This is a genomic window from Variovorax sp. Root434, assembly GCF_001426595.1.
Lineage (GTDB): Bacteria > Pseudomonadota > Gammaproteobacteria > Burkholderiales > Burkholderiaceae_C > Variovorax.
On record NZ_LMEK01000026.1, the window covers coordinates 118,310 to 140,860 of the forward strand.

25 protein-coding genes and 1 pseudogene are annotated in these 22,551 nt (G+C 63.6%); 13 read left to right on the forward strand and 13 right to left on the reverse strand.

What is annotated here, in order from left to right:
• Together ASD05_RS25330 and ASD05_RS25335 are read right to left on the reverse strand one after the other, a co-directional pair.
• Entirely contained in the window at positions 1–630 is a 630-nt protein-coding gene (locus tag ASD05_RS25330) for a DUF1294 domain-containing protein (protein WP_056598179.1), read from the reverse strand.
• Positions 631–647: 17 nt separating this feature from the next.
• Positions 648–1,028: a tautomerase family protein gene (locus ASD05_RS25335; protein WP_056598181.1), complete on the reverse strand. Its 381-nt coding sequence runs from the start codon at positions 1,026–1,028 to the stop codon at positions 648–650.
• Between the two features lie 240 nt (positions 1,029–1,268).
• On the opposite strand from ASD05_RS25335, the gene ASD05_RS25340 reads away from it, so the two are divergent.
• Positions 1,269–2,186, forward strand: coding sequence for a DMT family transporter (locus ASD05_RS25340; protein ID WP_056598185.1), 918 nt, complete (start codon positions 1,269–1,271; stop codon positions 2,184–2,186).
• 50 nt (positions 2,187–2,236) lie between these two features.
• Positions 2,237–3,139, forward strand: coding sequence for a hypothetical protein (locus ASD05_RS25345; protein ID WP_056598781.1), 903 nt, complete (start codon positions 2,237–2,239; stop codon positions 3,137–3,139).
• A 1-nt stretch (position 3,140) separates the two neighbouring features.
• Here the strand turns inward: ASD05_RS25345 and ASD05_RS25350 are convergent, their stop codons facing one another.
• Positions 3,141–4,022: a CoA transferase gene (locus ASD05_RS25350; RefSeq protein ID WP_056598188.1), complete on the reverse strand. Its 882-nt coding sequence runs from the start codon at positions 4,020–4,022 to the stop codon at positions 3,141–3,143.
• Positions 4,023–4,172: 150 nt separating this feature from the next.
• On the opposite strand from ASD05_RS25350, the gene ASD05_RS25355 reads away from it, so the two are divergent.
• The gene (locus tag ASD05_RS25355; RefSeq protein ID WP_056598189.1) at positions 4,173–5,075 is read left to right on the forward strand and encodes an SDR family oxidoreductase; all 903 of its coding nucleotides are present in this window, start codon (positions 4,173–4,175) and stop codon (positions 5,073–5,075) included.
• 31 nt (positions 5,076–5,106) lie between these two features.
• On the opposite strand, the gene ASD05_RS25360 is transcribed toward ASD05_RS25355, so the two are convergent.
• The gene (locus ASD05_RS25360) at positions 5,107–5,505 is read right to left on the reverse strand and encodes a DUF488 domain-containing protein (protein WP_056598198.1); all 399 of its coding nucleotides are present in this window, start codon (positions 5,503–5,505) and stop codon (positions 5,107–5,109) included.
• Positions 5,506–5,532: 27 nt separating this feature from the next.
• Positions 5,533–7,401: a PhoX family protein gene (locus tag ASD05_RS25365; RefSeq protein WP_056598201.1), complete on the reverse strand. Its 1,869-nt coding sequence runs from the start codon at positions 7,399–7,401 to the stop codon at positions 5,533–5,535.
• Positions 7,402–7,491: 90 nt separating this feature from the next.
• On the opposite strand from ASD05_RS25365, the gene ASD05_RS25370 reads away from it, so the two are divergent.
• Both ASD05_RS25370 and ASD05_RS25375 read left to right on the forward strand, forming a co-directional pair.
• Positions 7,492–8,319, forward strand: coding sequence for a crotonase/enoyl-CoA hydratase family protein (locus ASD05_RS25370; protein WP_056598204.1), 828 nt, complete (start codon positions 7,492–7,494; stop codon positions 8,317–8,319).
• Positions 8,320–8,686: 367 nt separating this feature from the next.
• Positions 8,687–9,001: a hypothetical protein gene (locus ASD05_RS25375; RefSeq protein WP_056598207.1), complete on the forward strand. Its 315-nt coding sequence runs from the start codon at positions 8,687–8,689 to the stop codon at positions 8,999–9,001.
• A 26-nt stretch (positions 9,002–9,027) separates the two neighbouring features.
• Here ASD05_RS25375 and ASD05_RS25380 read toward each other — a convergent pair whose 3' ends face one another.
• Positions 9,028–10,185 (reverse strand): DSD1 family PLP-dependent enzyme, encoded by a 1,158-nt coding sequence (locus tag ASD05_RS25380; RefSeq protein WP_056598209.1) that lies wholly within the window; start codon positions 10,183–10,185, stop codon positions 9,028–9,030.
• A gap of 110 nt (positions 10,186–10,295) precedes the next feature.
• Entirely contained in the window at positions 10,296–10,601 is a 306-nt protein-coding gene (locus ASD05_RS25385) for a hypothetical protein (RefSeq protein WP_056598211.1), read from the reverse strand.
• A gap of 271 nt (positions 10,602–10,872) precedes the next feature.
• On the opposite strand from ASD05_RS25385, the gene ASD05_RS25390 reads away from it, so the two are divergent.
• The 5 genes from ASD05_RS25390 (at position 10,873) to ASD05_RS25410 (ending at position 15,732) form a co-directional block, all read left to right on the forward strand.
• Complete coding sequence (locus ASD05_RS25390) at positions 10,873–11,130, forward strand: hypothetical protein (protein ID WP_056598213.1); 258 nt, start codon at positions 10,873–10,875, stop codon at positions 11,128–11,130.
• Between the two features lie 191 nt (positions 11,131–11,321).
• Entirely contained in the window at positions 11,322–12,857 is a 1,536-nt protein-coding gene (locus tag ASD05_RS25395; RefSeq protein ID WP_056598215.1) for a sensor domain-containing diguanylate cyclase, read from the forward strand.
• Positions 12,858–13,486: 629 nt separating this feature from the next.
• Positions 13,487–14,806, forward strand: coding sequence for a hypothetical protein (locus ASD05_RS30295; RefSeq protein WP_157610276.1), 1,320 nt, complete (start codon positions 13,487–13,489; stop codon positions 14,804–14,806).
• A 431-nt stretch (positions 14,807–15,237) separates the two neighbouring features.
• The gene (locus ASD05_RS25405; RefSeq protein WP_056598226.1) at positions 15,238–15,456 is read left to right on the forward strand and encodes a hypothetical protein; all 219 of its coding nucleotides are present in this window, start codon (positions 15,238–15,240) and stop codon (positions 15,454–15,456) included.
• Positions 15,457–15,510: 54 nt separating this feature from the next.
• A complete protein-coding gene (locus tag ASD05_RS25410) occupies positions 15,511–15,732 on the forward strand; it encodes a hypothetical protein (RefSeq protein WP_056598234.1) in 222 nt (73 codons plus the stop codon).
• A gap of 62 nt (positions 15,733–15,794) precedes the next feature.
• Here ASD05_RS25410 and ASD05_RS25415 read toward each other — a convergent pair whose 3' ends face one another.
• Positions 15,795–16,820, reverse strand: a complete 1,026-nt coding sequence (locus ASD05_RS25415) for a lipase family protein (RefSeq protein WP_321165887.1) — start codon at positions 16,818–16,820, stop codon at positions 15,795–15,797.
• A 669-nt stretch (positions 16,821–17,489) separates the two neighbouring features.
• Between ASD05_RS25415 and ASD05_RS30300 the strand changes: the two genes are divergently transcribed.
• The gene (locus ASD05_RS30300; RefSeq protein ID WP_157610277.1) at positions 17,490–17,627 is read left to right on the forward strand and encodes a hypothetical protein; all 138 of its coding nucleotides are present in this window, start codon (positions 17,490–17,492) and stop codon (positions 17,625–17,627) included.
• A gap of 54 nt (positions 17,628–17,681) precedes the next feature.
• Positions 17,682–18,239 carry a hypothetical protein gene (locus ASD05_RS30305; RefSeq protein WP_157610279.1) on the forward strand — a complete coding sequence of 186 codons (558 nt, stop codon included), beginning with the start codon at positions 17,682–17,684 and terminating at the stop codon, positions 18,237–18,239.
• Positions 18,240–18,483: 244 nt separating this feature from the next.
• Here the strand turns inward: ASD05_RS30305 and ASD05_RS31000 are convergent, their stop codons facing one another.
• From ASD05_RS31000 to ASD05_RS30845, 4 genes and pseudogenes are all read right to left on the reverse strand, one after another.
• Positions 18,484–18,609 carry a hypothetical protein gene (locus ASD05_RS31000; protein ID WP_321165888.1) on the reverse strand — a complete coding sequence of 42 codons (126 nt, stop codon included), beginning with the start codon at positions 18,607–18,609 and terminating at the stop codon, positions 18,484–18,486.
• Between the two features lie 123 nt (positions 18,610–18,732).
• The gene (locus ASD05_RS25420; RefSeq protein WP_235508089.1) at positions 18,733–19,593 is read right to left on the reverse strand and encodes a LysR family transcriptional regulator; all 861 of its coding nucleotides are present in this window, start codon (positions 19,591–19,593) and stop codon (positions 18,733–18,735) included.
• Positions 19,590–19,835: pseudogene (locus ASD05_RS29750) on the reverse strand (transposase); the annotation flags it as partial. The gene ASD05_RS25420 and the pseudogene ASD05_RS29750, both read right to left, overlap by 4 nt.
• 172 nt (positions 19,836–20,007) lie before the next feature.
• On the reverse strand, positions 20,008–20,220 hold the full coding sequence (locus ASD05_RS30845) for a hypothetical protein (RefSeq protein WP_235508091.1): 213 nt from the start codon (positions 20,218–20,220) through the stop codon (positions 20,008–20,010).
• Between the two features lie 367 nt (positions 20,221–20,587).
• Between ASD05_RS30845 and ASD05_RS25430 the strand changes: the two genes are divergently transcribed.
• Positions 20,588–21,160, forward strand: coding sequence for a helix-turn-helix domain-containing protein (locus ASD05_RS25430; protein WP_056598787.1), 573 nt, complete (start codon positions 20,588–20,590; stop codon positions 21,158–21,160).
• A gap of 378 nt (positions 21,161–21,538) precedes the next feature.
• Here ASD05_RS25430 and ASD05_RS25435 read toward each other — a convergent pair whose 3' ends face one another.
• Positions 21,539–22,432, reverse strand: coding sequence for a LysR family transcriptional regulator (locus ASD05_RS25435; RefSeq protein WP_056598789.1), 894 nt, complete (start codon positions 22,430–22,432; stop codon positions 21,539–21,541).
• Positions 22,433–22,551: the final 119 nt, after the last annotated feature.

A 22,551-nucleotide genomic window follows, 5' to 3' on the forward strand; every position in this document is an offset into this window, starting at 1 on the left:
TTACAGAGCCGGCACGAGCTTGCCGACCCAGGCTCCCACGGCCGCCATGTGCGCCAGCACCGTGGTCCAATAGACCGCCATGAAGTTCGTCTTGCTCACCTTGTGGCGGAACAACTGCTGCGCGATCCACGCGCCCGGCCAGCCCCCGATCAGCGAGAGCAGGTGCAAGGTGTTCTCCGCAGTGCGCCAGCGACCCGCTTCAGCCGCGTTCTTGTCGAAGCCGTAGACGAAGAAGGTCAGCAGGCTGAGCAACAACAACACGCCGAGCGCGATCGGCGGGATTCGCCCAGTCCACGCGCCGTAGCCTAGTAGCCCAGCGTAGCCGATCAGCAGCAGTGTCATCGGCAGCGAGGAAGAGACCGAAGAGGAAGAACGGCGTTGCGGTTGCTGCTGTGGCCGCCGTTGTGAACGCTTCTGTTGTGCGCCTGCCGCTTGAACCGCTACCGCGCGTGGCCCCTTGCCACCCACATGGATCTCCTCGAAATTCAGCCTCATGCCGACCTGCGGCGCGGAGCTTAGGTCGGTGAAGTCGCGCAGGTGCACGAACACATCGGCGGAAATTTCGGGGCAGCGGATGAAGCCGAAGCCCCGTTCCTTCTCCCATCGAACGAGCGTGCCCTGACGTTTCATCGGCGGGATTCTCGCTGCTATGCGTACTGCATCTCGCCGTTCCCGAACGACCAGTTCTCCTTCACCACCTCGATGAGGTTGATGAACACGTCTTCGCGCCGGATGCCCAACTGGCCGTGCAGGTCGTCGGCCACTCGCTTGTAGAAAGCCTTCTTCATCTCCGTCGTGCGACCCTGGTTCAGCGTGACCTGGATCAGCACGAAGCCCGGTGAATACACCACGCCGAGGTAGCTCGCCGGATGCACCAGCTCGTGCGCGGCGTGGCGCGTGATGACCTGGAACTTGTCGTGCTCCGGCACGTTGATGGTGTCCCGCATGGCCTGGTAGACGACATCGCCGATGGCTGGGCCAAGGGCTTCGGGGCCGTTGTTGGAAAGCTCGATCCGAACGAGTGGCATGTGCTGTTCCTCGAAAGAAGTGTGGGGGCCTAAGATACGCGACATGGCCCAGCACCGTTCTCCTCCCTCCGCGACCCGCAGCTGACGCGCGCTTTTCAAGCGCCGCGCTCAGACCCGCAAGTGGTCGCCGCCGTTCGTGCCCCTTGGGCCGGCCGGTGGCTCGGATGGTCACGCCCGCTCCCTGAATCCGATCCCGAACCGATCGGCCATGGCGGGCGTCATGGAGAAAGAACTTTCACAATGAACGCAAGAACGTCTGCCGCCCTGGCCTGGGGCGGCGTGCTGCTGGCCGGCGCCCTGTGGGGCGCGGGTGCGCTGGTGGCGCAATTCCTTATCGATGGCGGCATCGCGCCGCAGAGCCTGTCGCTGGCGCGCTTCGCCCTCGGGCTGCCGCTGCTCTGGTGGCTGCATTGGCGGACGCCCGCGATGCCCGTTGCCGGCTGGGCCGATCTGAGCAGCCGGGAGCGCCTGCAGATGCTGGCCACCGGCGCGGCCATGGCGCTCAACGTGAGCTGCTGGTTCGCAGGCATCGAGCATCTGGGGGCGGCGCTGCCGACCGTCATTTCGATCTGCTGCGCGCCGGTGATCGTCGCGCTGGTATCGGTGCTGCGAGGCTATGAGCGCCTCGGCCGCAGGCTGATCGCAGGGCTGCTGCTCGCGTTGACGGGTGTGCTGCTGCTGGTGATGCTCGCCGGAGGATGGGGCCCGTTGGCGCCGGGACATGCGGGCGGCGTGGCCTGGTCGCTGGGCTCGGCCTTCTGCTATGCGATGGTGGTGCTGGGCAACGCGCGCATGCCTGCGCGGGTGCCCGCCGTCAGGGCTTCGGCCTGGGGCATGACGGTGGCGGCGCTGTGCATGCTCGCTGTCGCGTGGCCCTCCGGCATCACCTGGCCGGCCGGTGGCGCGCAATGGCTGGGCGTGGGCTACACGGGCGTGGTGACGACCTCGGTGGCCTACCTGGCCTTCGCATGGGGCGCGCGGCGCCTGTCGCCGACTGCGGCGGTGGTCGGCACGCTGATCGAGCCGCTGGTGGCCGCCTTGCTGGCCGCGGCGCTGCTCGCGCAGCCGATGACGCCGCGCCAGTGGGCCGGAGCCTTGCTGCTGGGGGGTGCGATGCTGCTGTTGGTGCGGCGCAGCAAGCCCTTGTTGTCCGATTGAATCGTCCGATTTAAGGCAAGGGCGGGGCACTCCGCTGTATGGTGTGGTCCATGAGCAGTTTTCCCTCCCTGCCGGCTTCATGGACGCGCACCCTGGCCGGAGCGCTGCTGCTCGCGGCCTCGCTGCAGGTGCTTGCCGCCGCACCTGAAAACTCTTCCGCCCAGGCGCTGCGCGCCACGTACCAGCGGATGAGCGACAAGCTCGATCACAGCAGTTTCGGGCGCCCCGTGCAGCTCGATTCCATGGAGACGCCCGACGGCCTGCAGGGCGACGTCTACGCGGTGGTCGAGCATCCGCTGTCGGCGATCAGCGCCACGCTCAAGGGATCGGCCCATTGGTGCGGCGTGCTGACACTGCACATCAACAACCGGCGCTGCCGCACGGCCAGTGGCCCGCAAGGCGGCGAAATGCTCACGCTCTACGTGGTGCGTCGCTACGACAAGCCGATCGACCAGGCCTTCGAGCTGCCGTTCGTCTACCGACTGGCCAGTGCCACGCCCGAGTACATGTCGGTCGAGCTCACAGCCGAGAGCGGGCCGCTGGGCACCAGCAACTACCGCGTCACGCTGCAGGCCGTGGCGCTCGACGAGCGCAAGAGCTTCCTGCATTTCAGCTACAGCTACGACCACAATGCGATGGTGCGGCTGGGCACCATGGCCTACCTGGCGACTTTCGGCAGCGACAAGGTCGGCTTCACCGTGGTGGGCAAGACGCCGGAAGGGCAGCCGGAATACATCCAGGGCCTGCGCGGGCTGGTGGAGCGCAACGCGATGCGCTACTTCCTGACGCTCGACGCCTACCTCGCCGCGCCGGGCCCCGACCAGGCCGAGCGCCGCCAGCGCCGCTGGTTCGCAGCGGTGGAGCAGTACCCGCGCCAGCTGCATGAAGTGGACCTCGATACCTATCTCGCACTGAAGCGCGAAGACCGGCAGCGCGACGGCGCGGCGCGCTGAATCAGCCGGCCATCGTGAGCAGCGGCACGTCGCGCGCGCGGCTCATGGCTTCGAGTTCGGCGCGCGTGCGGGTCGCGAGCCAGGCGGCAAGCGCCTCGTGCGTGGCCGGCGCCGTCATGTCGCGCGAAGCGATTGCCGCCGCCTCGCAGAGCCGCGCCGCGAAATGCGGTTCCAGCGCGGCCACGGCCACGCGGCCGTCGGCGCAGGGATAGACGCGGTAACCGGCGTGCGCGCCGCCGACCATGCCCGAGGGCTGCGTGAGGCCCCAGGTGCGGGGCAGGGCGAGCCAGTCGGCCGAGGCGTTCAGCGCCACCTCGAAATACGCGCCGCCGGCCTTGCGGGACCGCCGCAGCATGGCCTTCAGCACCGCCTCGCTCGCGAGCAGGGCGCCGCCCATGTCGGCATAGAGCGTCGGCGGCAGCTCGGTGCCGGTGACGAGCCCGCTTTCGGCGAGATAGGTCAGGTCGTGGCCCGGCTCCTCGGCGCGCGCGCCCGGCGCGCCGACGATGGCCACCTGCGACAGCGCGGGGTAGCGCGCATGCAGCGTGGCCCAGTCGAGCTTCAGCTTGCCGAGCGCGGAAGGGCGGAACGAGGTGAGCAGCACGTCGGTCGCCGCGAGTTCGGCGTGCAGCTGCTGCTGCCCGGCCTCGGTCTTGAGATCGACGGCGCGGATCTCGATGCCCGCATGCAGCGCGGCATACGCGGTCCGGTCGTAGAGCCCCATCGGATCGCCGCCCGGCGGCTCCAGCTTGAGGCAGGTGGCGCCCATTTCACGGCAGCGCAGCAGCGCGGCGGGGCCGGGGAGGTTGAGCGCGAGGCTCACGATGCGCACGCCCTCGAGCGGCGCGGCATGGTCGTTGGCGGGGCTGGCGGAACTCGGCATCGGCGTCTTGTCTCCGGGAAACTCGTTCCGCGCATTCTCACCCCCGGGGCCCGAAGCCACTTCCCGCAAGCCGCCGCCGCGTCTCGCGCGTAGCATCCGCGGGTGGCAGCCACCTCCCTTGCCGCTGCCTCAATGACAAGGAGACGAACCATGTTTGAAGCTTCCCTCATGAGCGGCCGGCGCATCCTCGTGACCGGCGGCGGCACGGGCCTCGGCCGCGCGATGGCCGAGCGCTTCCTGAGCCTCGGCGCCGACGTGGCCATCTGCGGCCGGCGCCAGTCGGTCTGCGACGAGACCGCGGCCGAGTGGCGACAGCAGTTCCCGGACAGGCGAATCGACACCTTCGGCGTCGACATCCGCATCGCGCAGCAGGTCGACGAGATGGTCGAGAGCCTGTTCCAGAGCGGCGGCCTCACGGGGCTCGTCAACAACGCGGCGGGCAACTTCGTCTCGCCGACCGAAAGCCTCTCGCCGCGCGCCTTCGACGCCATCGCCAACATCGTGTTCCACGGCAGCTTTTACGTGACGCAGGCGGTGGGCAAGCGCTGGGTGGCGCAGGCCAAGTCGGGTGAGTGGAAGCCGGGTGATGCCTTCCGCAGCGTGATGAGCATCATCGTCACCTGGGTCGACAACGGCAGCCCCTACGTCGTGCCCTCGGCCATGAGCAAGGCCGGCATCGAGGTCATGACCAAGTCGCTGGCGGTGGAGTGGGCGCGGCATGGCATCCGCCTGAACGCTGTCGGCCCAGGCGAGATTCCGACGGAAGGCATGAGCAAGCGCCTGAACCCCGGCGAGGAGCCCGGCGCGCGCAGCAAGCAGCACAACCCGATGGCGCGTACCGGCCGCATGAGCGAGCTGCAGAACCTCGCGTCCTTCCTGATGGCGCCGGGCCAGTGTGACTGGCTCACGGGCCAGAGCATCATGATGGACGGCGGCAACGCGCTGGCCACCGGCGGCAACTTCTACGAGCTGCGCCAGTGGAGCGACGCCGACTGGCTGGCCGCACGCGAACGCATCGAGGCGCAGAACCAGAAGGACAAGGCGCAGCGCTGACGCCTTGCCTGCGGGGTGTGCCTCGACCCGCTCAGTCCGCGATGTCCGCGCCGCGCTCCGCCAGCAGGCTGCGCAGCACGGAGCGGTGGCAGTGCGATTCTTCCTCGCAGTAACAGCCCACCGAAAGCGAAGTGGTGTGAGACAGCGCGGCCAGCAGGTCGAGGCTGCGGCTCGCGTCCGACTCGGCCATCTCGGCCTTGAACTTGCGCACGAAGGCGTTCCACTGCGCGGCTGAATCGGCTTTCTGGCCTTCCTGCGCCTGCTTCATCGTCTCGACGGAAGGCGCGAGGTTCGGGTACCACACGTCGTACCAATTCTGCGAAGCGAACTCGGTCTTCGGAACGCCGCGCGGCGGGCGGCGTACGGTGCCTACGCGCAGGCCTTCGTCGGGCACGCGCGGGGTGCCGAGGCGGACGATGCGGATGCTCATGGTGGGTTTCCCTTTTCTCTGTTTGTCTCAGGTGCCGACGATACCGCCGTCGCGCCGGCGAATCGCCAGCGTCGCGGAGCGCGGCCGCGCGCTGCCCGGCTCCTTGCCGTCGGGCCAGGCGCTGTTGGGTTTCGTGTCGCCGTCGTCGCGCGCCTCGCCCGGATGCTGGATGTTGACGAACAGCGTGCGCCGGTCGGGTGTGACCACGCAGCCGGTGATCTCGCAGCCGCTCGGTCCGGTGAGAAAGCGCTTGATGCGACCCGATGCCGGATCGGCGCACAGCATCTGGTTGTTGCCCAGAGAGGTGTAGGGCGGCTTGCCCAGCACCTGGCCGCTCAGGTCGGTCTGGATCCACAGCAGGCCGCCCTTGTCGAAGTGCAGGCCGTCGGGGGCGCCGAACATGTCGGCCTCGTTCGAGGGATAGCGCGCGCCGCTGCCGGACTGCGCGGGGTCGCCCGCGAGCGCGAAATGGTCCCAGGCGAAGCTGGTGCTGGCAGCGTCGCCGCCATCTTCGCGCCAGCGCAGGATGCCGCCGAACAGGTTGTTGGCGCGTGGGTTGGCTGCATCGGGCCCGGGCTTGCCGACATCGCCGCGCTGGCTGTTGTTGGTGAGGGTGACGTAGACCTCGCCCGACTGGGGGTGCACCGCGATCCATTCGGGCCGGTCCATCTTTGTGCCACCGACGATGTCGCCCGCCAGCCGGGCGTGGATCAGCACCGCGGCCTGGTCGGCGAAGCCGTTTGCCGCATCGAGGCCGTCGCGGCCGTGCATGAGCTCGAGCCAGCGGCCGCGGCCGCCGGTGTCGTAGCGCGCCACGTAGAGCGTGCCATCGTCGAGCAGGTGGCGGTTGGCGGCGCGCGCGGCGGCGTCGGTACCGGGTCGCACCTTCTCCCGGCTGACGAACTTGTAGATGTATTCGAAGCGCGAGTCGTCGCCCATGTAGACGACCAGCCGGCCGTCCTGGGCGACGGTGCAGGTGGCGCTTTCCTGCCGCTTGCGGCCGAGCGCGGTGCGCTTGATGGGCGTGCCCGTCGGGTCGAAGGGGTCGATCTCGACCACCCAGCCGAAGCGGTGCGGCTCGTTCGGATGCCGGCTCAGGTCGAAGCGCTCGTCGTACCGCCAGTACTCCACCCACTGCGAGCCGGCCACCGTGCCGTAGCGGCGCTGGGCAGCCGTCGCGTTCTGGGCCGCCTCCTTCGGTCCGCCGAAGTAGCCATGGAAGTTTTCCTCGCACGTGAGGTAGGTGCCCCACGGCGTGACGCCCATGGCGCAGTTGGCAAAAGTGCCGGACACCGCATCGCCGGCCGGGTTGGCGGCGGTGCGCATCAGCGGCGTGCCGGCGGCCGGACCAGTGATACGCATCGGCGTGTTGCCGTGCACGCGGCGCGCGAAGGGCGAGGGCTGCACCTGCTGCCAACCCTGTGCGCTGCGCCGGATCTCGATCACCGAGACGCCCATGGCGTGCAGCGACTTGCGCACCTTCTCGGCGGTCCATACCTTCACGCCGTCGGTATGCAGCAACTGCTCGTCGGTGTATTCGTGGTTCATCACCAGCAGGCCGCGCTCGCCGCTCGCGTCGAGCGCGAAGAAGTGCATGCCGTCGTGGTGCATGCCGGCCTGCGCGGCCTGGTCGTCGGCACTGTTCCCGGCGTCGGGCGCGAAGGCCGGCATCCGCCCCGCGATGCCGGTGGGCGTGCCCCAGGGGTAGAGCAGTTGCCATTCGTACCCGGGCGGCACCACGACGCCGTCGTGCAAGGAGGCTGGCACGCCGGTAAAGCCCAGCACGTCGCCATGGGGCGCGGACGGGGAAGGCGCGGCACAGCCCTGGCCGAACAGCGCCACCACGGCGGCAGCAGAACCCGATTGAATGAGAAAGTGGCGGCGGTCCAGAGGCATGGCAGAGGGTGTTGTGCAGGCGACAGGCGCCATCATCGCCGAGTGCCAGGCCCGGCGATACTGGCGCAGGACCCATCCCGGAGACATCGAATGACCGACCGCATCGAAACGACCCGCCACGCCGACGGCGTGGTGGAACTGCAGCTCGCGCGCGCCGACAAGATGAACGCGCTCGACCCCGCGATGTTCGATGCACTCATCGAAGCCGGCGAGGCGCTGCGTGACGACAAGGCGGTGCGGGCCGTGGTGATCTCGGGCCGCGGCAAGGCCTTCTGCGCGGGGCTGGACATGGCGTCTTTCGAGCGCATGCAGCAGGGCGCGGGCTCCGATGTGCTGGGCGAGGGCGCGGCCGGCGCCGACCTGCTGGCGCGCACGCATGGCATCTCGAACGCCGCGCAGCAGGTGGCGATGGTCTGGCGCGAGGTGCCGGTGCCGGTCATTGCGGCCGTGCATGGCGTGGCCTTCGGCGGTGGGCTGCAGGTGGCACTGGGCGCGGACATCCGCATCGTGGCGCCCGATACCAAGCTCTCGGTGATGGAAATCAAGTGGGGCCTGGTGCCCGACATGGCCGGCATGGTGCTGATGCGCGAGCTCGCCCGCAGCGACGTGGTGCGCGAACTCACCTTCACGGGCCGCATCTTCTCCGGCGAGGAGGCTCTTCGGATCGGCTTCGCCACCCGCATTGCGGTCGATCCGCTGGCCGATGCGCTGCAGATGGCGCACGAGATCGCAGGCAAGAGCCCCGACGCGATCCGTGCCGGCAAGCGGCTGCTCAATGCGTCGGCCTCGCAGAGCGCAGCCGAACTGTTGATGGCCGAATCGGTCGAGCAGAAGGCCCTGATCGGCAGCCCGAACCAGCTTGAGGCCGTGAAGGCCAACATCGAGCGGCGTATGCCGCGATTCAGCGCTCCGGCCTGATCCACAACAGGCTTGCGGCCCTGGTGCAGGGCTGCTCGCTTCGCTGCCCCATGTGCGGGCGGACGGGTAATCCCCAGCCCGCTGGGTGCCGAACTTCGCGCAACCTCGCATCCCCCATCCTCTGCGCCTGCCGCTGCCCGTGGGCAGCTCCCCCCAAGTCGCACCCAAACAGCCGACAACACACGAGTGCCTTTTTCGGCGTCCTTGTGTAAGAATAAAGTATTTGTTTTAAGGGGAGAAGAAGAAAGAATGGAGGCAGTTTGTGTGCAGAAGGTCACGTCTTCCCCGCCGATGGCTCCGCATAGGGTGGTTGTTGACAGTGCACTAATTAACAATTGAACGCTTTGCTTAGCGACGGCGATCCTGCATGTCGACGACCACGTTTTTTTGCAACCTCAGCGTGCCCATCCTGGTGGGCGAGGATCGCTACAAGTACATCCCCATCGTGGGGGTCTTCCGCAGCATTCCATTCGATCAAGTCGATAAATGGGTGATGCATCCCAACGGCGGGCCGCGCAGCGACCGCGAATTGGCGGCTGAAGTTCTTGTCGAGATCCGCAAGCCACTCGGTTCGAGTGGACGCACAGCGCCGCACGCTTTCGATGTGGGAGACATCCTGCAGCTCGACCGCGCCGCCGCGATCGTCGTGTCCACCTTCCTTGCGGCGCTTCCGCGCGTCTGACGCTGCTGCGGTCGGCCCCGGGACGCCTAGCGCCTGCCGCGCGCGTCCACCGGCCAGATGGCGACAAGCGTGCCGCCTTCGACCACGTGAAACGCGTCATGCAGGTTGACCGTCGGGTCGCAATGCGGCGTGACAAACTCCACGCGCGCACCCAGCGCGGGCCGCTGCGCCGTTGAGCCCTGGGGCGGCATCAGCTTGCCGTGCTCATCGCCGAAGAAGGCATAGCGGCTCGCAGCGTCGACGCCTTTGGCCACCAGCGGCACGCCGCTGTCGGTCGAGAAGCACTTGGTGCCGCCGTCGACCGTCACCCAGCCGGTTGCATTCGTGCTGACCACTGCCGTCTGCACGAACAGCGAGACCTCGAAGGGCGACGGCTGCCCGTCGCTGGCGAGCACCTGCGTGTACTCGGCATCCATGAACACATACGAGCCCGCCTGCAGTTCGGTGAACGCGTTCTCCTGCGAATCGAGATCGTGCGTGCCGGTGCCTGCACCGGTGACGATGTCGAAGTGCAGGCCCTGCCGCTTCGCCGCCGCGACGATGTCCGCCACCGTTTCGCGCAGACCGGCCGCCGCCGCGCTGCGCTCCTCGCGCGACACGATGTGCTGCAGGTTGCCCGCATAAGACTGCAGCCCGCGCAGCCGCAGGCGCGGCTCGGCGGCCACCAGTGCCGCGAGTTCGAGCACCTTCGCCTGAGTGGCTGCACCGGTGCGGTTGTAGCCCGCGCCGTAGTCCACCAGCACGTCGAGGGGGTGCGTGAGTTCGCTCGCCGCACGTGCCAGGTCGGCCAGGTTCTGCGGGTTGTCGACCACCACCATCACGTCGCCCGGGCGCGCACGCTGCGCCAGCTTGATGAGCCGCGAGATCTTGCTCGGCGTGACGGCGGGCGAGGTGATGAGCACGCCAGGAATGCCGCCCTGGACCATCACCTCTGCCTCGCCCAGCGTGACGCAGCTCACGCCGATGGCGCCCGCAGCAACCTGGCGCCGCGCGATCTCGACCGACTTGTGGGTCTTCACATGCGGTCGCAGGTGGATGCCGCGCGCCTTGGCGAAGGCGGCCATGCGTTCGATGTTGCGCGTCATTGCGGGCAGGTCGATCAGCAGGGCGGGCGTGTCGAGCAGGTGGCGGCCGCCGGGAACGCCGATCAGGGGCGCGTTGACTTGCAGCAGGTCTTGGGGCATCGGGAAAAGCCTTTGAAGGGGAGGGGGCGAGAAAAATGAGCCAGTATTTCGCGCGCGAATGATCGCACTGAATGCCAGCCTGGCGCAGGACGCCGGAGGCGGAAATGTCCCTACGCCGGATGCGTTGGTCCGTGATGCGTTGGCCGGCGCAGCGCCAGCCACCACAGAAGCGCGGCATTGATCGCCCAACTGCCGGCCAGCAGCATCAGCGCCGTGTTCGCCACGCCGGGCGACAGGTCCAGCGTCAGCAAGCTCATCGACCATGGCAGCCCGCCCAAGACGGCGGCGAGCAGGCCCGCTTCGCTCTCGGGCACGGCGGCGCAGGCCAGGATGCACGCGACGCCGGTGACCGTGTAGATCAGCGCGGCGATGCGCCATCCGAAGCGCGCTGGTGGCCGTGAATTTGCAGTGGGCATGCCCTGAGCATCGTCGATCCCGCATCGGGCTGTGAAGGCCTGTTGCGCGAAGGGGCGTAGTGTTCCGGCGATGCCGTTCTCTGCAGCTTCTTCGGCTTGTCATTTGAGCGCTCCACCATCTGAACATCCGGCGGCTGTCATCGAGGAGAGGCCTTGGCTGACACGCCCTCCCAAGGGGTGGCGGTGAGATCACTGCCAGGGAGTTTGCGCAGATCCGCACGGGCCTGCAGCGTGCTTCCCCGTCGAACCGACAACAAGACTGGGAGTTCACATGGTCGAGTATTTCCGCGTAGGTCTTCCCTACATTCGAATGCGCTTCAAGGTGCCGGCGCGGCGCGGCAGCAGGGTCGAACTCAATGGCCGTTTCGGGATCATCTCCGGCGCGAGCGGCGAGTACCTGCTGGTGAAATTCGACGGCGAGGCCGCAGCAGCCGTCGTCCACCCGATCGAGCTCAACTACGTGGAGACGGGCGAGGCTATCGAGCCTTTGTCGCCATTGATTCCAGAGGGCGCACAGAGGGCACTCTGACAGGCCCTGGCGAGGGTTAATCCCGGAGATTTTTGTCTGCGGCCGGGCTATCTTGCGCGCGATCGGCTGTCGGCGGCCCCTGCTTGCCTGCCCGAACAGGCCCAATGGCTGGTGGTGATAGTGGCCGATTCAACCAAGGATGTGCCAAAGTCGGGTATGGGCTCCAGACATCATTGCGCCGAAGACACATAGTGTTTCGCCGGCCATCCATCATCTTCCGGACGACCGCTTTCGTGGCCGTGGTTTGCCTCACCCTCGTGGCGCTCGACTGCTGGAACAGCTGGCACGCACGCAGGGTCCTGCTCCAGCAGATGAGCGTCGCAGCGTCGAATCTCGCGCGTGCCATGGCACAGCAGGCGGAAGACACGATCAAGCAGGCCGATACGGCGCTGGTCGGCATCGTCGAGCGCGTCGAACACGACGGCACGGAGCCGGCGGCCGTCGAACGGCTTCGCAAGGTGCTTGCCATGCGGGTGGCCGAACTCCCTCAGCTCGATGCAATCCACATCTATGACAAGGATGGAAACTGGGTCGCGAACTCCAGGCAGACGACGTCGCAGAATCTGAACCTGAACAATGCGAGCCGGGAGTACTTTCTATTTCATCGAGAGCACGAGGAGCGGGGGCCGCACATCGGCATTCCGGTGAAAAGCCGAACCAACGGAAAGCTGCTCGTTCCCGTCTCCCGGCGCATCAACAATGCGGATGGCAGCTTCGCCGGCGTGGTGCTCGCGACGATCGATATCGACTTCTTCACGAAGTTCTACGACAGCCTCGACATAGGCCGTGCCGGCGCGATCGGTCTGGTCCTCGAAACCGGGACCATGATGATTCGCCGGCCATACAGCGCCGACATAGTTGGACGGAACATGCGGGAGACCGGGCTCTTCCGCGCCTACCTTGCACAAGGTCCGGTAGGAACGACAGAAGTCTTATCAGCGCAGGACGGCGTCACGCGCCTGAACAGCTTTCGGCGTCTCGACAAATATCCGCTGTTCGTGACTGCAGCACTTTCGAAGGATGAGATCCTGGCCGCATGGTGGCAGGACACGCTCTGGCATACGGCGGGCATCATTCTCATGACGTCGATCGTCGGCTTCGTCGGATGGCGGTTGGTGAAGCAGATGGAACTGCGAAACAAGAGCGAGGCCGAACTGCGGCGGGCGCGCGACGCGCTGGAAACGCTCAACAAGACCTTGAATACGCTCGCCATGGAGGACGGCCTTACCGGGTTGGCGAATCGCCGCCAGTTCGACGTGACGCTCGACAGCGAATTCAGCCGGGCCATGCGCGATGCGAGCACCCTGGCGCTCATCATGATCGATGTCGATTGCTTCAAGCAGTACAACGACATCTATGGACATGCGGCCGGCGACGAGTGCCTGCAGACGATCAGCCGCACGATCGCCAGCCTCGCTTCGCGCCGTCCGGGAGACCTCGCGGCCCGCTACGGCGGAGAGGAACTCGCGGTGCTGTTGCCGCATACCGATGTGGCTGGCGCCGTCATCCTCGCGGAAAGAATCCGCAGCGCGGTTCGTAGCCTGGAAATCGTGCACGCCGGTACGCCCGACGGGTTCGTGACGCTGAGTGCCGGCGTGGATGCGCTGAGCCCTGCAATCACCAAGGGGCCGCCGAAGGCGTTGATCCAGGCAGCCGACAAGGCGCTGTACGAGGCCAAGATGGGGGGGCGGAACCGGGTTTGCACGACGATGCGAAAGGCGGCGTGAAGGCGGCCTGAAGGGGGCCTGATCGCGCGAATTGGCCCAAGAGGTATTCCTCGCATTCCTTTGCTCGACTTCCTGCAGGTGGCCGCGGCCAAGATTCAGTTCAGCTCCGGCGGGCGCTCCTGCCTATGGCAGGCGCTTTGTCATGAGCGGTAGTGGCAGCGGCGGGGCGCTCCTCTCGATACGGAAGGTGCGAACTGCTCATGTGCGCGTGCGGCGCAGCTTTTGCAGTGACTTCACGGCGGAACGTTTTGTCCCCAAACGGCAACAAGCGGCGCCCGTTGGCCACCACACTGGATAAGCGCATGGAATCGCACAACCTGCCGCCGGGGAATTTCTTGTTGGACCTCAGTTCCTCAACATGCCAAAGGGAGTCCCAATGCCAACTGATGCGACAACTGTCAACTACGCGGCGCCATTCACGGGAGCAACAACACGAACGCTGAGCGCTTGGCTGGCAGATCAGGTGAGCGTGAAGGACTTTGGAGCGTTAGGAAATGGCGTCATTGATGATCTGGCCGCGTTCCAAGCGGCCGTCAACTACATCAAATCTGTTTGGGGGAGGCTCGATCTTTGTGCCGCGAGGAACCTATGTTCTCAGCGCACGGATTGATACGACGGGCGCTAACAACATGCGCATCTACGGCGAAGGGATTGATGCAACTGTGTTGAAGACTTCGTCGGCGAATGACTCTGTCTTCTACGCTGATGGATCGACGATCTACCGAGCATTCGAAAATTTCTCCATCACCAGTGCGCCGGCCAGGACGTCAGGGGCCTACTTCGACTTCGAGTTCGAACGACGTGGGTTCTTCAGCCGTCTGCGACTTCAGCGCCATCACGGCGGATTCAACTTCCGTGGCTTTGAACAAACCACACTGTCAGAAGTCTTCATCGTGAACCCAACGGGTGCAGGGACTGCGATTACTTGCGGTTATCCGGTGACTGCGCCGGACGTTAATCTAGGAGCCAACCTAAACATCATCGACTGCTTCCTTCGCGGCACCGATGATCTGCAGCCGAACAGCACGCCCATCGGCGCGGTTGCACTGGCCATTTACGACGTTGAAGCCGTCTTCATGGTCAATATAGACATGGGAAATTTTCGCGATCACATCATGTTGGTCAGCCCAGCGTATCGATGCGCAAATTTGCATTTTGTGCAGACTTATTTCGACGGTACTCGAGATGGACACAATGTCTATCTGACGGGGGCAGGCATGAAGATGCAGTTTCAGTTCACCGGCTGTTGGTTCAATGGGGCTGGGAATATGCCTAACGGGGTAACGGATTGTTTTGGTGTTCTAGCTGACAACACGGGACACTATGAAGACCTGAATTTCACCGGCTGCCGTTGGATTAGCCAGTCAGGAACTGATGTGCGCATCTTGACGCCAGAGATGGACTTTAACTTCAGCGGATGCAGCTTTTATAACGTCGGCACGAAATCGGCTACAAATCGCTTCGGGATTCATGTTGCACCAAACACGCCCTATTCGGCAAGCCAGGGCGCGCAGCGCGTAGGAATTTCCGGCTGTAAGTTTCGCAAGACCGGGACGGCGGATGTAAGGGTTGAGTCCAACGCATCAAACACGGTCACGATTTCGGGATGTCAATTTGAAAGCGGTGTTTCATTGGCCAGTGCCGCATTGGTTGGGGCGGCGGGTGCAAACAAGGACTCCATTCCTTTCGAGACTGCTTCAGCATCTACTATGGTCGTGTCCATCTCGAAGAGCTACATCTTCGTGACGGGTACGACCAATATCAACAGCATTCCACCCACGTACCCCGGACACACGCTTTCTATGAGGTTCGCGGCAGCGCTCACCGTTGTCGATGATGGGGGGAATCTTCGGCTGAACGGCAATCTTGTGACCGCTACAAATACCATGCTGACGTTAGTCTGCGAGGCAAATGGGGACTGGCGTGAGATCGCTCGCTGCCAGACATGAAGAACACGACCGAAAAGCCCGTGTTCAAGCTTTCCGAGGATCCGCGCTAGAAAAGCACATGCTTGAACCTCGTAGCCGTCGCCACCCTTTGTTTCTCGGGCTGACCAAGCCGCTCGATCCGATCTACCCGGATGCAGTGACGCCCGATGCCTGAGGCGATGACGAGCCGCGGGATGAAGTCGGGGGCGTGGTCTACATCGTCACTTGGTAGCGCGCCCGGATGCGAACCTGGGCGCGGCAACTACGCAAGCTGCACCAGGCCGACGAGACCCAGAAGTCGGGGGAGGGCATCGGTTCGCTGAGCGCTGCACCGCTCAGGGCGGCCGGCATACGAGAGCTTGGCGGCAAGCTCGAGCTGTACTCAGCGCTTGGCGGTGGGGTGAGGTCAGGTCGAACTGACTCGGGCACACCTCAGCACTGACCTGCTGGCCGTGGTCACAGAGCGCGCCGACAGCGATGCAATTGGGTTCATTTCGTTCAACCGGGGCGCCACCGAAGCCGACATAGCCGGCGAACTCGCATCTGGGCGCCTCGGTCCGGAGCAGATCGTCGCCGTCAAGCAAGCCGAGAATGCACTGACCGTCGAACTTGCGCGGATCGACCAGGCGCGCGAAGCGGCATGGCTGCAGGACACCCAGAGCGCACGCTAGCAGACAGTGGACCTTGCGAAAGAGCAGTCATCCGTCGCTTGGGGTGCACCTGTCGTGTCCACGCTCATCGTGCCAGGCTACTTCTTCTGCATCTGCCGGCTCTTCATTGTGCAGGCCGATTTTTCCGCTAACGCCTGCCAGTTGTTGAATGTTATGTTCGGCGCTCTCCCCATCGCTTTCGGGCAAGTCTGCAATTATTGGCTGGGATCGTCCGCAGGCTTGCGTCGTGCGGGTGACTCGGTGCGCAATATCGCGGAGCAGGCTGGCGCGAAGTAGCGTCCAGCGCTGCCTTAGTAGTCTCCTGTTTCGGCTTCCGGCTGGAGCAGGGATTGCTTCTGCTATTTCACTGAATCAAATAGTTGCCGTGCGGCAAGATGACAGAAGGGAGGTTCGTATATGCCGTGATAGTTGCTGTAGTAGGTGGCGTAGGCCGTAGAGCTGGAGTCAGTGGGCGCATGGCCGCCAGGGCCGTAGGTAGCCTGCACCTGGGCATCGACATCCAGGGTGCTTACGGTGGTGACGCCGCGAGAATCAAAATTCGCCTTCAATGGGATGAGGTGCAGCGCTGGAGGTACGGTCGGGTCGCCAGCGCCACTGCATAACAGCGTTGTGGCTTTGGGGCTCCAGCCAAATAGGTCGTTCTTTTTTGCATCGAGGTAAAGAGTATTACTCGGGTTGGTTTGCACGTCCGCTAGGAACGAGCCCTGAAACAGTTCGTCGCGCGCCTGGTTCGGAGTCTCGTTATTGGCACCCGGCAGCGCGCCCGTGCTCACCAGCGTGGCGTAGTTCAGCGTCGGGCTTGGCAGCAAACTCGCGATGTTCGATGCGTAGGGCGGTTTGAAGGCGGTATTGACATCGGAGTAGACGTTGCCATAGACCTTTTGATAGGCGGTAACCATGAACGGAACAATGAACTGGTATCCGAGAATCGCATCAGGAGACTTCACTTGGCCTGATACGTTATAGGGGCCCGCGAGATGTGCGGCAGCCACTATGTTCAGTTCCGACGCGGCATCCCTTTCGCCTACACGCTGGGCGGCCATGGAGGAGTGACCGCCTTGAGAATAGCCCAGCAACATCACCTTTCCGGAAAGGGAACCCCCTAAGTTTCGCTCGGCGGCAGCTTGTCGCGCAGCTCGGATCGAGTCGATGACGGAACTGGCCTCTGAGTCAGCATTGAGGTAGGGGTGGTATGGAAATGTTGATCGAGCGTAGCCCAAATAATCAGTCGCAACCACTGCGTACCCTTGCGAGCTATATATGGCGGCCAGGAGAAGGGTTTCAGGGTCTTGCGGATTCGCCAGGGTGCGCGGCTTTTGAACGTCAGTGCTCTTGGCATACGCTACAAGGGACGATGCGGTCATGCACTCTGGGACATTGTTGTTATTGCCTACTGGTCCATATGGCAGAAGAAGGACTCCCGAGGCATTTGTGGATTCCCCGTTGGGCCCGATCGTATGGTAGTAAATCGGCATCACTTTGACATTGCACTTTGCCTTCCCAGCGACCGCTTGATACCCGCCCCGGGCGCTTGCAGCGTTGATGGTGTCACCCGTTAGAAGCGCGATTCCGCCCGATGCTTCGATCAGCGACCCTCGGAGTGGTGTGGGTGTAGTAGGTGGGCTTGTTGGCTGTCCACTACCAGCACCAGGGAACGCGGACCCCGTGAAGCCGTCCCCTCCTCCGCCGCACGAAACTAGCAGAAATGCCGTTGCGAGGATACCGATGGATTTAATGTGTCCCATGAGTTGCTCTCAAGTTGGCCGGCTGCCATGCACTGTTGCACTGCAGAGGAGGCGAGGGCGATGAAGGTGCCGCCAGTCGAACTGCTCGATGCCGGCCCCGTGATCGCGCAGATGGTAGTCCACTTGGAAACTCAGTTCAGTCTGTTCTGCAGCTGAACTCGAAAGCCGAGTATGCCCTCGGATAAATGTAGCTGAATGTATATTTCACTGCCCACTGAACTTCGGTAGAAGTCCTCTAGCAGTAGGAAGGGCGTCCTGTTTGCGGTCTAACAACGAAAAGGAGCGAACATGAGAATTCTTCTATGCGCGGCCGCCATGGTCGTGCTGCACGGTGGGTGCGCCCAAAATCTTTGGAACAAGCCGGGTGCATCGAAGGACGATTTCGCGAGCGACCGCTACGCCTGCTTGCAAGGTGCGCAGCAATAATCCGAAACGGCTTTCTTCAATCAGGACGGTGGCGCCGCCTCCAGTGGAATGGCGATGAACGGCGGTCTTTTCGACGCGTGCATGAACTCTAAAGGCTGGACGCTGACGCGCGTTCAAACTGGCCCAGATGGCGTGCCTCTTCCGCCGAGCAGCCCATTGGCAGAGACCGGAAAGGCTCTGCAAGCAGCGTCGGAGGCGATGTGCGCTGGCCCTGCAATGCAACGGATGATGCAGAAGTCAGCGTGCCAGGCAAAAGAGATCACGCTTGAGCAACTCGCTGACGAATCATTTCTGGCCGCACAAGACAAAGCGCTTTTCTCCGCTTGGCGCGCTGAAGTCGCTGGATTCAATTCGAAGTGGCTCGCGGCCATGCGTGCACACAGCGGAACGAAAGGGATGGGCATCGCGACTTCCGCAGAAGGGGCCTCAGCGCGTCTCGATCAGGCTTCGCTGGCCCTTTACATAGGCAAGATCACATGGGGGCCAGTACAACCAGCAGCGCAAAGAGGTAGCGCGCATTCAAGCGGAGGAAGCATCAAAGATCCTTGCCGCGCGCTGAAACCGACGGTTCGGTCGCTATATCCGAACAAGGATGCTGGAAGATCCCGCTAGCCGGCCACAACCCCGCATCGCGCCTCACTTCTTGCTGGTGTTCGCGAGGGCACGAAAGGGGCGTCACTTTGAGGGAGGCCTTCAGGCCGCCTTGAAAGCCAAAATCTTTGCACCCTGGTGCAACTCGTCGAGGTGGTCGGCCCCACAGCTGCATCATCTTGCGGCGCTTCACCACGAACTCTGCGCGATCGTAGGCAGCGCCCAGCGGGCCGCTCTTCCCGTGCGCGAGCTGCGCTTCGATCACCTAGGGCTCGACGTCCATCTGTTCGACCATGATGGTGCGCGCCATCACGCGGAAGCCATGCGCCATCATCTCGGTGTTGTCGAAGCCGATGCGTCGTAGCGCGGTGTTCACGGTGTCGTCACTCATGGGTAGCTCGCCAGTGAGAAGGCTGGGGAAGACGTACTGCCCGTGACCGGTGGACCGAAAGCCCGGGAACGGACCCAAGGCAACCCTGATGGCGACAACGGCCGGTCTCTTGCAAACCGGTGCCTACGCGCCCTCCCGCAGCGCTGTGTGCTGCAAGGCATCCACCAGAAAGTCAACCATCACCCGCACCTTTGCGCTGAGGTGGCGGCGGCTTGCGTAGATCGCGAGGATGTCGATGGGGGGCATGCGATAGCCGGGCATGACCTCGACCAGCCGACCGGCCTGCACGTCCTCGCCGATCACGAAACTCGGCTGCCAGATCACACCGGCGCCGGCGATTGCTGCGGCGCGGGCGGTGTTGCCATTGTTGGCCCGTATCGCCCAGCGAACCCGCACGGATTCCAGCGTCCCGCCAGGGCCGGCGAACTGCCACTCATCGGATGTCGCGCCGTACGTGTAGCCCAGGCACGGATGCCGCGAAAGGTCCGCCGGAACCTCGGGCATGCCGTGGGCCGCAATGTATTCGGGCGAGGCACAGACGAGGTTCTCCGAGCTGCCCAGGCGACGCGCGATATGGTTGCCCGACGTGGTCCGCGAGATGCGGATGGCCAGGTCGTAGCCTTCCTCGACGATGTCGACCACGCGGTCGATGAGCGCGATGTCGAGCTCGACATCGGGATACTTCGCCATGAATCTCGGCCACAGCGGCGCGAGCACGAGGCTGCCGAAACTCAGCGGCGCGTTGATGCGCAGGCGCCCACGCGGCTGCAGTGACGCGGTGGTCGCCAGCGCCTCGGTCTCTGCGACCTCTTCAAGAATCGACTTCGCCCGGTCGAACAATGCTTCGCCGCCTTCGGTGAGCGACAAGCGGCGCGATGTGCGGTTGATCAGCCGCGTGCGCAAGTGGGCTTCCAGTTCGTTGACGTAGCGTGTCACGTTGGCCGGAGAGGTGTCCAGCGCGTCGGCCGCCTTGAAGAAAACCACACTCCCGTGGCCTGCCAGTCGCGCAGACGCCGCCAGTAGGTCATGCCACTGCCAAAGCCGAGTTCCTGGGGCAGTTCCTCCCAAGGGATGCCGGTGCGAAGCACAAAGACGATACCGCTGAGTGCCATCTGGTCGCTGACCCTTGGGCGGCCTCCCTTGAGCGAGGGCACTACCTGCGGCAGCAGTGGCTCGACCTTCTTCCAAAGCGCAACGCTGATTTCCCTGTTCTTACTTCGACCCATGAATCGTCAAACGCCAAACAGTTATTTGGCGATGACATGTTTTGTTAGCCGCTCTAAGTGCTTCGGCGGCTGCTCGCGACGCGGGTATATGGCTGGGGGCTCTGAGGGTCAAGGGTTTCCACGACGAAGAATTCACGCCTCGTGGACGCCGACAACCTCAAGCCCAAACCTCTTATGTGGTGCTGCGAGTCTTGCCTCTGGGCAACGAGTTTGGAGAGAACCCCGACAACCCAAGACCTGCGATTTCTCCCGCCACCAGTTCTTGGAGTTTGCTGATTTCTTCGAACGACGGTGAACTCGCGTAGGCGAGCGTGAGCACGGTCAACGGGTGCAGGCCCAGAACCCGAACCAGAGCATCGATCTTCGTGAGCGTGGGGACGTTCACGCCTCTTTCAAGAATGCTGACATAGGTCCGAGATGAGACTGTGTCAAAGGCCTCCTGCGGGATGCCTACCGCGACCCGCACAGTCCGAAAGGCACGCGGAAAGTTGGGTGGCGGAACAGGAGGAGCACGGCGGCTTGGCACCGCTTAATTGCCGCATATAGAATGGCATAGAGCTACAAAGTATATGACTAGTTATTGCGTTTTCGCAGTCGTTCTCGGATGTGTTGTGCAAGGTGCTAACTGACCATTCTCATGTGCGAGATTCAAGATGGCCGATAGAGAGCGGGCTTCGCCGCTGCCAACAGTTCGCCCGTTGCGGCTGCCGGTCTCGGTGACGCGTGTCCGACCGAGGCAACCCGCGCCTGTCGTGCGCAGTCTGTCCGCGGCTCGCATCGGCGCGCAGGTGAAGGCGCTTCGCATGGCGGCCGTGATGTCTGGTGGCGAACTGGCCAAGACCTCGGGGATTTCTGCCTCGATGCTTTCTCGCATCGAGCGCGGTCTGGTCTCGCCTTCGGTCGAGACCTTGGAGCGCCTCGCGCAGGGCCTGCATGTGCCGACCTCACGCTTCTTCAGTGATCAGGCGCGGCGCACTGACTTTTGCCATGTGCGTGCAGGACATGGTGTCTTGGTCGATCGCATCGGCGCGGTGGCGGACTACCGCTATGAGCTGTTGGGCCACCTACTCTCGGGCAACCTGTTCGTCGAGCCCTACCTGGTCACGCTGCTGCCCGGCGCCGATCCCTACGTGACCTTCCAGCACCCGGGTCTTAAGTTCCTGTACTTCCTGTCCGGCGAGGTCCGGTACAGCTATGGCGGCAGGACTGTGGATGTGAGGGAAGGGGACTCGCTGCTGTTCGATGCGACCGCACTGCATGGGATCGAGGCCATTCAGACTCAGCCGGTCTCTTACCTGTCAGTGGTGTTCACGCTGCGGGAGTAGGCTGTTCTTGGCGGCCCTGCCGCGCAGCGGGGCGATGCGGATGCCCATTCCCCGGAGGGGATCGAATCTTCTGTCAGCAGGCGCATGAATACTTGGTTTTCCGCGCTCGGTCCTTGGAAATACCGACAGAAATACCGGCGAATCCATCTGCCTTGACGGATGTGGCTGATTTTCCACAAGCGAGGTTCTGGGAATGTTGATCGGCGGACCTCTGACCCAGTGGGGTGCCTTGTAATGGAAATCAACAGGTACGAGGACTGATTTCCATGGAATCCTGACCCGGAGTTATTTACCAGGTGTCAGGCGACACGACAAACTGCCCCCCTGGGGGGCAGATCCTGATGTCGCTTGACACCAGGTTCATTGCATTTGAGGCAATCAATCGCGGACGTTGAATGCTGGAACCTTCGAAAATTCTTCGGCGATGAAATCCATGAATACGATGGCCCGCTTCGGAAGAAGTCTGTTCGCCACATAAACGATTTGTATAGGCACGGGCGGATTGGCATATGCCGTCAGCAGCAACTGCAAATTGCCGTTCCTCAGCCCTTCCTCGAACAGCCATTCCGGCCCGTACCCGACTCCCAGCCCCGCGTTAACAGATTCGCGCGCGGCCTCAGGTGAGCTGACCCGAAGCCTGCCGGTGACCGGAACTTCGGTATCCCGGAAGCGCCAGGTGGCACCGGACGACAGCAGGGTGTAGATCACGCAATCGTGTCCGCGCAGGTCATCGGGCGTACTGGGGACTCCGCGTTGAGCCAGGTATTTTTTACTGGCAACGCACACGCGGTCGAACAAACCAATGCGGCGCGCACGCAGTGCGCTGTCTGCCAAATGTCCGATCCGAATCGCGAGTTCAGCCCCTTCATCGACCAGATTGACATATCGATCGTTGGTCTGGAGATCCAGCGTCAATCCTGGATAACGCTCCAGGAATGCGGGCACATGCGGCAACACAAATGCATAGCTCAGCGCGGTCGGACAGGCAACGCGTAGCAATCCGGACGGATCGACGTTCTCCTTGAACGACGACTCTGATTCGTGCACGGCGTCAAGAATCCGCCGGACTTCCGCGTAGTAGCGCTCCCCCTCCGGTGTCAGGGCAAGTTTGCGCGTTGATCGATGCAGCAGCCTGGTTTGCAAATGATCTTCCAGGGCCGCCACGTACCGGCTGACATTCGGTTGTCCCAAGCCCAGGTCGCGACCCGCAGCGGAAAAGCTGCCCGTCTCCACGGCGCGAGCGAAGCAATTCATCAACAGGAATCGATCCAAAGTGAACCTCCAATTCATGCGTGTGGAGCATGAATAATATTCAAAGATACGATCTTATAAAGATTCTGGCATGAGTGCATAGTTCTTCACACGGCAGGGCAGCCAAGTGGCTGCCCACG